This is a genomic window from Cyanobium sp. BA20m-p-22, from assembly GCF_024346275.1.
Lineage (GTDB): Bacteria > Cyanobacteriota > Cyanobacteriia > PCC-6307 > Cyanobiaceae > Cyanobium_A.
Genome location: NZ_JAGQCQ010000180.1, coordinates 1 through 7561, shown reverse-complemented (window position 1 = coordinate 7561; position 7561 = coordinate 1). Strand labels below are relative to the sequence as shown.

The following is a 7561-nucleotide window of genomic DNA, read 5'->3' as shown; positions in this document are numbered from 1 at the left end:
ACCTTTTCTGGCCCCATGGCGCGCTTCGGCCTTTCCGCCCTGACTTCGCTGCTGAAGGGCATCGGCGCCCCGCCCACTGGCAGCAGCAGCTGGAGTCGGCCGTTTGGTCTGGGCTGGGAGCAGCCCTACACGGTGCGCTACGCCAGCAACCTCGACGACGGCCCCAACCACGGCATGCCCCTGGGGGGCTTCGGCGCCGGCTGTATCGGCCGCGCCCCCGACGGCAGCTTCAACCTCTGGCACCTCGATGGAGGTGAGCACTGGTTTGGCACCCTGCCGGACTGCCAATTTGCGCTCTATGAGAGCGACGGACAGCAAAGCCGGGCCCACGCCCTGGCGGTGAAGCCCTCGGCCGATGCCTCCCGCCCTGAGGGCGGCGAACCCCTCAGCGACTGGAGCTGGTATCCCGCCAGCAGCACCGAACGGCCTACCGGCACCTATGCCGCCCGCTACCCGCTCAGCAGCACCAGCTACGAGGGTGTTTTTGCCGCCCAGGTGAGCTGTGAGGCGTTCAGCCCGATCCTGCCGGGCGACTACCGGCGCACCAGCTACCCGGTGGCGGTGTTCGTATGGACCCTGACCAACCCGACCAACCGCCCCCTCGACCTCTCCCTGCTGCTGAGCTGGCGCAACACCACGGGCTGGTTCACCAACACCGATCCCACAGCGGCGGTGGAGTTTCGCGACGACGGCAGCCCTGAGCACAACTACGTGCCGGCGATCGGCAACAGCAAGGGCCAGCGCAACCGCTGGCTGGACCAGCCCGGCCTCAAGGGGGTGTTGCTGGAGGGTGAGCGCACCACGCCGGTCGCTGAGGGCCAGGGCCAGTGGTGCATCGCCACTGCCGATCACCTGGAGGTGCAGCGCTGCAGCCGCTGGAACCCCCACGGCAGCGGCGCTGAGCTGTGGGAACCCTTCGCCCGCGACGGCTCGATCCCCGAGAGCAACAACGACCGCCGCAGCGGCGCCCATGACCCCGCCAGCGCCGCCCTGGCGGTGAAATGCCAGCTCGAGCCGGGAGCCAGCATCGAGATCCCCCTGGTGATCAGCTGGGACCTGCCGGTGACGGCCTTCGCCACCGGCACGCGTTGCCTGCGCCGCTACACCGACTTTTTCGGTTCAGAAGGCAGCGCCGCCGCTGCCATCGCCGCCGAGGCCCTGCGCGACTGGCGTGACTGGCACAGCCAGATCGAGGCCTGGCAGCGGCCGGTGCTGGAGCGCGCCGACCTGCCCGAACCGCTGCGCATGGCCCTGTTCAACGAGCTCTACGACCTGGCCAGTGGCGGCAGCCTCTGGAGTGCCGCCAGCCCCGCCGACCCGGTGGGCCGCTTCGGGGTGCTCGAGTGTCTCGACTACGCCTGGTACGAGAGCCTGGATGTGCGGCTCTACGGCTCCTTCGCCCTGCTGCAGCTCTGGCCCGAACTCGACAAGGCCGTACTGCGCAGCTTCGCCCGCGCCATCCCCGCCGCCGACCCCACACCGAGGCCGATCGGCTGGTATTTCACCCAGGGCAAGGGCCGGGTGGAGGCGGCCCGCAAGCTGGCCGGTGCCACCCCCCACGACCTGGGCGCTCCCAACGAGCGGCCCTGGGATGCCACCAACTACACCGCCTATCAAGACTGCAATCTCTGGAAAGACCTGGCCAGCGACTACGTGCTGCAAGTGTGGCGCACCTTCCGGCTCGCTCCCAGTGGCGAAGACCTGCGCTTCTTGGCCGAGTGCTGGCCAGCGACCGTTGAGGCCCTCACCTACCTGAAAAGCTTCGACGTAAACAACGACGGCCTGCCCGACAACGGCGGCGCCCCCGACCAGACCTTCGACGACTGGCCGCTGCAGGGGGTGAGTGCCTACTGCGGCGCCCTCTGGATCGCCGCCCTGGAGGCGGCCCTGGCCATGGCCCAGCGGCTGCAGCTGGAGCTGGGGCTCGACACCAGTGGCGAGCAGCGGCAATTCGGCAGCTGGCTGGAGCAGTCCCGAGCCAACTTCGATGCCCTGCTGTGGAACGGGGAGTACTACAAGATCGATGCCGAAAGCGGCACACCTGTGGTGATGGCCGACCAGCTCTGCGGCGACTTCTACGCCCGCCTGCTGGGGCTGCCCGCCGTGGTGGCCGACGAACGCGCCCGCAGTGCCCTCAAGGCGGTGAAGCAGGCCTGCTTCGAGGGCTTCCAGGGCGGCAAGCTCGGTGTGGCCAACGGCCTGCGCCGCGACGGCACCCCCCTCGATCCCAACGGCACCCACCCGCTGGAGGTGTGGACCGGCATCAACTTCGGCCTGGCCGCCTACTACCGCCTGATGGGCGAAACCAGCACGGCCTTCGCCATCAGCGGCGCCGTGGTGGAGCAGGTGTACGGCGGCGGCCTGCAATTCCGCACCCCCGAAGCCATCACCGGCGTCAACACCTTCCGGGCCTGCCACTACCTGCGGGCCATGGCGATCTGGGCCCTGTGGGCCACCCACACCGGCTGGCAGGCGATTCCAGGGGCCGAGCGACAACCATGAGACCCCTGCTCACCCTGCTGCTGGCGCCCCTGCTGGCCTTGGCGCTCTGGCTGGGGCTGACCCCGGCCGCCCAGGCCCAAGTGCACGCCCACAACGACGAGAACGGCACCCCGGTGGTGCGGAGCCTCGAGAGCCTGCGCGACCTCGACTACCAGAGCTGGCAGCTGGTGGCCTACCGGGAAGGAGCGCCCGGCGGGCCCCTGAAGCTGCGAATTGTGGGCTATCCCGGCAAGGTACGGCTGGACCATCCCACGGCCCTGCAGGTGCGCAGCGGCCACTTCAGCTGGCAGCTGGCCGATGTGACCCTGGCCAACCCCCAACTGGCAGGGGATGGCCGCAGCGCCGCCGCCGAGTTCGACCTGGCGCCCCTGCTGGCCGACCTGAGCCAAGACCGGCCCCTACGGCTGGTGCTGCCGGGGGTGTTTGTGGAGTTGCCGGTGCCGCCGTTTGTGGTGGCGCAATGGCGCAGCCTGCCGCTGGCCGCGGCTCAACCCCCAGGAGCCTTCGGCAATCCCACCTAGCCAGGATTGTCAACAACAGCCCCTCTAAAGCTCAACAAGTATTAATTGCTAAATGTCCATGGGCCGATGGGTGAATGCTCTTACTCCTGCTCAGCCCCACCAAGCGTGACTGGATTGATCAAGGTAGAATCACGAAAACATTTTGTACGAGGATGGCATCATGGTTAGCTTTTCTAAGAGCATCGCGGTTATTGCGAGCCTGACAACAATTGCGATTGGCGCCATTGCTGCCGTGAGATACTTTGATGGCATGGACGGGCAAATAAGAGACCAGCGGCTTTTAATTGAGAAGTTGCAAAAAGACCTCAAAGGCCGCGAGAATGGCGCCCAAAGCCCCCAATCCCAGTCTCCCGCCGCCCAGTCTCCCGCAACTCCGTCTCTGCCTGCCCCGTCTTCTGAACCGCTTCAAGGTCCTCCCCCCCTGCCTCCTGTGTCAGGCACAGACGAGGCAAAACCATCGGCAGCCGCGCAGTGAAGCCAGGACAACGCGTGGATTGCACTCTGGATTTAACCGTGGATTGCACCGTGGATTACACTAAATGCATATCTACGCCATCATGAAGCGATGGGCATACTGGTCGTTCTTGGTTTTTCGTTGTCCATCGGCTGGATGGTGAGAAAACACCTGAATGGAAGGGCTCGCCCTCCAGGCGAGGATCTGAGGAAGGTCACCTTTGATCAGGAACGCCCCAGGGCCCTGTCTTACACGGAAATGATGAATTCAGGAAAACAACGGATGGATCAAACATCACACGGGAACGACTGAATATCTATTTTATGTTTTCTCTGCACTAATTGCTGCCCTCCCACGCCTGTTCAGTGCCACCCCCCTTATCCAGCCCCGCACCCAACCACTGGCGCCCCTGGATGCAGCGGGCCCTGCAGCTAGCTGAGCTGGGCGCCGGCCACACCAGCCCCAACCCCCTGGTGGGGGCGGTGGTGCTCGATGCCGGCGGCTCGCTGGTGGGGGAGGGATACCACGCCCGGGCCGGCGAGCCCCACGCCGAGGTCGGCGCCCTGGCCCAGGCGGGCGAGCGGGCCCGCGGCGGCACCCTGGTGGTGACCCTGGAGCCCTGCTGCCACCACGGCCGCACGCCGCCCTGCAGCCAGGCCGTGATCGCCGCGGGGCTGGCCCGGGTGGTGGTGGCCATGGCCGATCCCAATCCCCAGGTGGCCGGCGGCGGGCTGGCCCAGCTGGCGGCCGCCGGCATCGAGGTGATCTGCGGCGTGGCCGAAGCTGAGGCCCGCTCCCTCAACCGGGCCTTCTGCCACCGCATCGCCAGCGGCCGGCCCCTGGGGATCCTCAAGTGGGCCATGGGCATCGACGGCCGCACCGCCCTCAGCAACGGCGCCAGCCAGTGGATCAGCGGCCCCGAGGCCCGCAGCTGGGTGCACCGGCTGCGGGCCGGCTGCGATGCGGTGATTGTCGGCGGCGGCACCGTGCGCGCCGACGATCCCCTGCTCACCAGCCGCGGCCTGCGCCAGCCTGAGCCACTGCGGGTGGTGCTCAGCCGCAGCCTGGACCTCCCGGCCAGCGCCAAGCTCTGGAATCAGGCCACCGGCCCCACCCTGGTGGCCCATGGCCCCGAGGCGCCAGCGCTGAGCTGCGCCAGCCTCGATCAGCAGGGCGTCCCCCGGCTGGAGCTGCCCAGCTGCAGCCCCCGGGCGTTGCTGGAGGTCCTGGCGGCCCGCGGCTGCAACCAGGTGCTGTGGGAATGCGGCCCGGAGCTGGCGGCGGCGGCCGTGCGGGAGGGCTGCGTGCAGGAGGTGGCCGCCGTAATCGCCCCGAAACTGCTGGGCGGCCAACCGGCCCGCACCCCCCTGGGGGAGCTGGGATTCACGGCCATGGCCGAGGTGCCCAACTGGAGCAGCCAGCCAGTCCAGACCCTGGGCCCAGACCTGCTCTGGCGACTCAGCGCACCTGCCGCGCCCATGGCGCCCTAACCATGCCCACCGCCGGCCTGCCCTTCGCTCTACAGATCCCCCTGGGGGGGACGCTGCTGGCCCTATTTGCCTGGCTGCTGCTGGATCGGCTGGGCCGGCGCTGCCCCATGGGCTCCCTCGGCCGGGCCCTGCTGCTCAGCGGCCGGCTCAGCATCGCCACCGCCATCTTGATCAGCGGCATCGGCTGGTGGCTGGCGGGCCAGGCTGAGGGCCGGGAGCTGCGCAACCTGCTGCTCAGCATCGGCGTGGTTTGGACCCTGCTGCGCTGGCGCAGCGAACTCAAGCAGCGCGCCGAGCACTACGGGGCCCAGCTGCTGCCCCACCTCTCAGGCAAAGACCAGCTTTTTCTGTTCGACGTGCTCGACAAGCTGCTGAGCACAGCCGCCGTGCTGGTGGTGCTGTTGATGACCCTGGACCTGCTGGGGGTGTCGGCAGGGGTGCTGATCACCGCCGGGGGCTTCGGGGCAGCGGCCCTGGGCTTCGGTGCCCGCACGATCGTGGAAAACGGCCTCAGCGGCCTCAGCCTCTACATCAACCGGCCCTTCACCCTGGGCGACACGATCAACCTGCCGGGCCCCCAGCTGCTCGGCACGGTGGAGGCGGTGGGCTGGTTTTACACCGAGCTGCGGGATCCGGATCGACAGCGGATCTATATCCCCAATGGGCTATTCACCAGCCAGGCCGTGCAGAACCTGGCCCAGATCGACAATCGCCGCATCTGGATCGAATTCGGCCTCAGCTACGCCGACCGGGGCCGCATTGAGGCCATCACCACCGACCTGCAGGACCAGCTCGAAGCCCTGCCCGGCATAGACCCGGCCAAGGAGCGGCTTGTCCACTTCGTGGATTACGGCGAATCGAGCCTCACCCTGCGTCTGCTCTGCTTTGCCGCCGGGGGCGCCATCCAGGACGCCTGGGCCCTGCGCCAACGGGCGCTGCTGTTGATCGGCGCGGTGGTGGAGCAAGCCGGGGCTTCCATGCCCTTCCCCACCCGCACTGTGATCTCAGCAGGCAGCCCTATCTCAGTTCCGGATGCTGGGGATCCCCCTTGAACGGTCCGGCCACCTTGGAAGTGATCCAGCCGCCGTAGAAGCCGCCGGGCTGGGGCGTCACCAGCTCGCCGTCAACCCAGCAGCCATCCATCAGGGCCGGATACACGGCAAACCAGCCAGCCAGGGCAGCAAAGGCCTCGCTGGGCTCGGGGTAGGTCCACACCGCCCGGCGCAGGCGGCGCTCAACTGGGAGGGCGTCGGCCGAAGCAGTGGGATCGAGCACCAGATCGAGCACCAGATCGAAATAGCGGGCCAGCCCCTTCCACTCGCAATAGCTGGAGCCGGGGCTGGGCTGGAGCAGCTCCTGCCGCAGCGCCTGGGGCGGCAGGTAGTAGGTGGGCGGGTGGAAGGTCTCCAGCACCCTCAGGCTGCGCCCCGTCTCACAGAGCACCTGGCCCAAGGCTTCAACCCGCACCTGCTCGGCGCTCTCGACCAGCGCGGGCGGCCGGGGGTAATCGGCCACCCGTTCAGGCATGGATGAAATTGCGTAGCCGCCGACCTTCCTCTCCAGCCCGCTCCTGCAGCTCCGCATCGCTGAGGCCTGCCTCCTGGCGCTGCTGCGCGGCAATCACATCAGCCTCTTCGAGGGGATAGCCGGCGCCGCGGGCCAACTCCAGAAAGGCCTGCAACTCGAGCGGTTCCGCCAGCCGAACTGCCAGTTCAGGCATCTGACGGGCGTGGGCCAGGAAGGCATCCAGTTGCTCGAGGCTCAAAAGTCCAATTTCAACTGGGGCTGGTCTAGCGCCACCGGCTGGCCATCGACTTGCCAATCGGCCGGGTCCCAGGGAAGCAATAGGGGCTCCAGGGCCCGCAGGAGGTGACCATCGGCCGGCTCGAGCCAGGCCGCCTCCAGCCCCGCGGGGATCAGCGCCGGCATGCGCCGATGGATTGGCGCCAGCAGGGCATTGGGGGCGGTGGTGAGCACACAACAGGTCTCCAGCTCGCTGCCATCGGGGCCGATCCAGCGGTCCCAGAGACCCGCCAGCCAGAACAGCTCGCGGTCGCGACGCCGAATCCAACGGCCCTTCTCCCAGAAGGCATCGGCGGGGATCAGGCAGCGGCGGTGGCGCCAGGCGCCGCGAAAACTCGGCTTGAGCGCCACGGTTTCGGCGCGGGCATGGAGACAGCAGTGGGCGCTGGCGGGGTCCTTGACCCACTCGGGCAGCAGGCCCCACAGGGCCAGGGCCACCTCCAGCCGGCCGTGCTCCTGACGCTGGATCAGCAGGGGCTCGCCGGGGCGCACCTGGGCCCGCGGCGCGTAGTGGGACTCCAGCCCCGGCGGCAAGGGCCCCTGCAGATGGGGGCGCAGGCTCTCGAGCGGGGCAGCGAGGGAAAATTGACCACACATGGGTTGGGACTGGGCGCCGGGGGGACTGGGGTGCGTTCGGTTCTCCCAACCCGCCACTGGATCGCTGGCGGAAGCGCCCCACTAGCTTGGTTGGAACTTTGGCTGCCGCACCATGGCGATCCGCCAGGACGACAACCGCCCCAACCGCCGCTTCGGAATCATCAACCTGGTGTTGATCGGCTTCGGGGTGCTGC

7 protein-coding genes are annotated in these 7561 nt (G+C 68.2%); 4 read left to right on the top strand and 3 right to left on the bottom strand.

Going from position 1 to position 7561, the window contains the following annotated elements; translation table 11 throughout:
• Nucleotides 1–15 precede the first annotated feature (15 nt).
• The 4 genes from KBZ15_RS14570 to KBZ15_RS14555 all read left to right on the top strand — a co-directional run bounded on the left by KBZ15_RS14570 (nt 16) and on the right by KBZ15_RS14555 (nt 6019).
• Nucleotides 16–2502 (top strand): GH116 family glycosyl hydrolase, encoded by a 2487-nt coding sequence (locus KBZ15_RS14570; RefSeq protein WP_255015934.1) that lies wholly within the window; start codon nt 16–18, stop codon nt 2500–2502.
• Entirely contained in the window at nt 2499–3023 is a 525-nt protein-coding gene (locus KBZ15_RS14565; protein WP_255015932.1) for a DUF3122 domain-containing protein, read from the top strand. The genes KBZ15_RS14570 and KBZ15_RS14565 overlap by 4 nt, the downstream gene beginning before the upstream one ends.
• Before the next feature lie 867 nt (nt 3024–3890).
• Nucleotides 3891–4967 (top strand): bifunctional diaminohydroxyphosphoribosylaminopyrimidine deaminase/5-amino-6-(5-phosphoribosylamino)uracil reductase RibD, encoded by a 1077-nt coding sequence (ribD, locus tag KBZ15_RS14560; protein WP_255015933.1) that lies wholly within the window; start codon nt 3891–3893, stop codon nt 4965–4967.
• A gap of 2 nt (nt 4968–4969) precedes the next feature.
• Nucleotides 4970–6019 carry a mechanosensitive ion channel family protein gene (locus KBZ15_RS14555; RefSeq protein WP_255015931.1) on the top strand — a complete coding sequence of 350 codons (1050 nt, stop codon included), beginning with the start codon at nt 4970–4972 and terminating at the stop codon, nt 6017–6019.
• On the opposite strand, the gene KBZ15_RS14550 is transcribed toward KBZ15_RS14555, so the two are convergent.
• Genes KBZ15_RS14550 through KBZ15_RS14540 form a run of 3 tightly spaced genes read right to left on the bottom strand, consistent with a single transcriptional unit; the run spans nt 5985 to nt 7367 of the window.
• Nucleotides 5985–6494: a DUF427 domain-containing protein gene (locus KBZ15_RS14550; protein ID WP_255015930.1), complete on the bottom strand. Its 510-nt coding sequence runs from the start codon at nt 6492–6494 to the stop codon at nt 5985–5987. The genes KBZ15_RS14555 and KBZ15_RS14550 overlap by 35 nt on opposite strands.
• Nucleotides 6487–6732 carry a Nif11-like leader peptide family RiPP precursor gene (locus KBZ15_RS14545; protein ID WP_255015929.1) on the bottom strand — a complete coding sequence of 82 codons (246 nt, stop codon included), beginning with the start codon at nt 6730–6732 and terminating at the stop codon, nt 6487–6489. The genes KBZ15_RS14550 and KBZ15_RS14545 overlap by 8 nt, the downstream gene beginning before the upstream one ends.
• Complete coding sequence (locus KBZ15_RS14540) at nt 6729–7367, bottom strand: SOS response-associated peptidase (protein ID WP_255015928.1); 639 nt, start codon at nt 7365–7367, stop codon at nt 6729–6731. The genes KBZ15_RS14545 and KBZ15_RS14540 overlap by 4 nt, the downstream gene beginning before the upstream one ends.
• Nucleotides 7368–7561 lie beyond the last annotated feature (194 nt).

Coding starts and splice junctions, on each gene's coding strand:
- KBZ15_RS14570 (WP_255015934.1), top strand. CDS start 16: ATGGCGCGCTTCGGCCTTTCCGCCCTGACTTCGCTGCTGAAGGGCATC.
- KBZ15_RS14555 (WP_255015931.1), top strand. CDS start 4,970: ATGCCCACCGCCGGCCTGCCCTTCGCTCTACAGATCCCCCTGGGGGGG.
- KBZ15_RS14550 (WP_255015930.1), bottom strand. CDS start 6,494: ATGCCTGAACGGGTGGCCGATTACCCCCGGCCGCCCGCGCTGGTCGAG.
- KBZ15_RS14540 (WP_255015928.1), bottom strand. CDS start 7,367: ATGTGTGGTCAATTTTCCCTCGCTGCCCCGCTCGAGAGCCTGCGCCCC.
- ribD (WP_255015933.1), top strand. CDS start 3,891: ATGCAGCGGGCCCTGCAGCTAGCTGAGCTGGGCGCCGGCCACACCAGC.
- KBZ15_RS14565 (WP_255015932.1), top strand. CDS start 2,499: ATGAGACCCCTGCTCACCCTGCTGCTGGCGCCCCTGCTGGCCTTGGCG.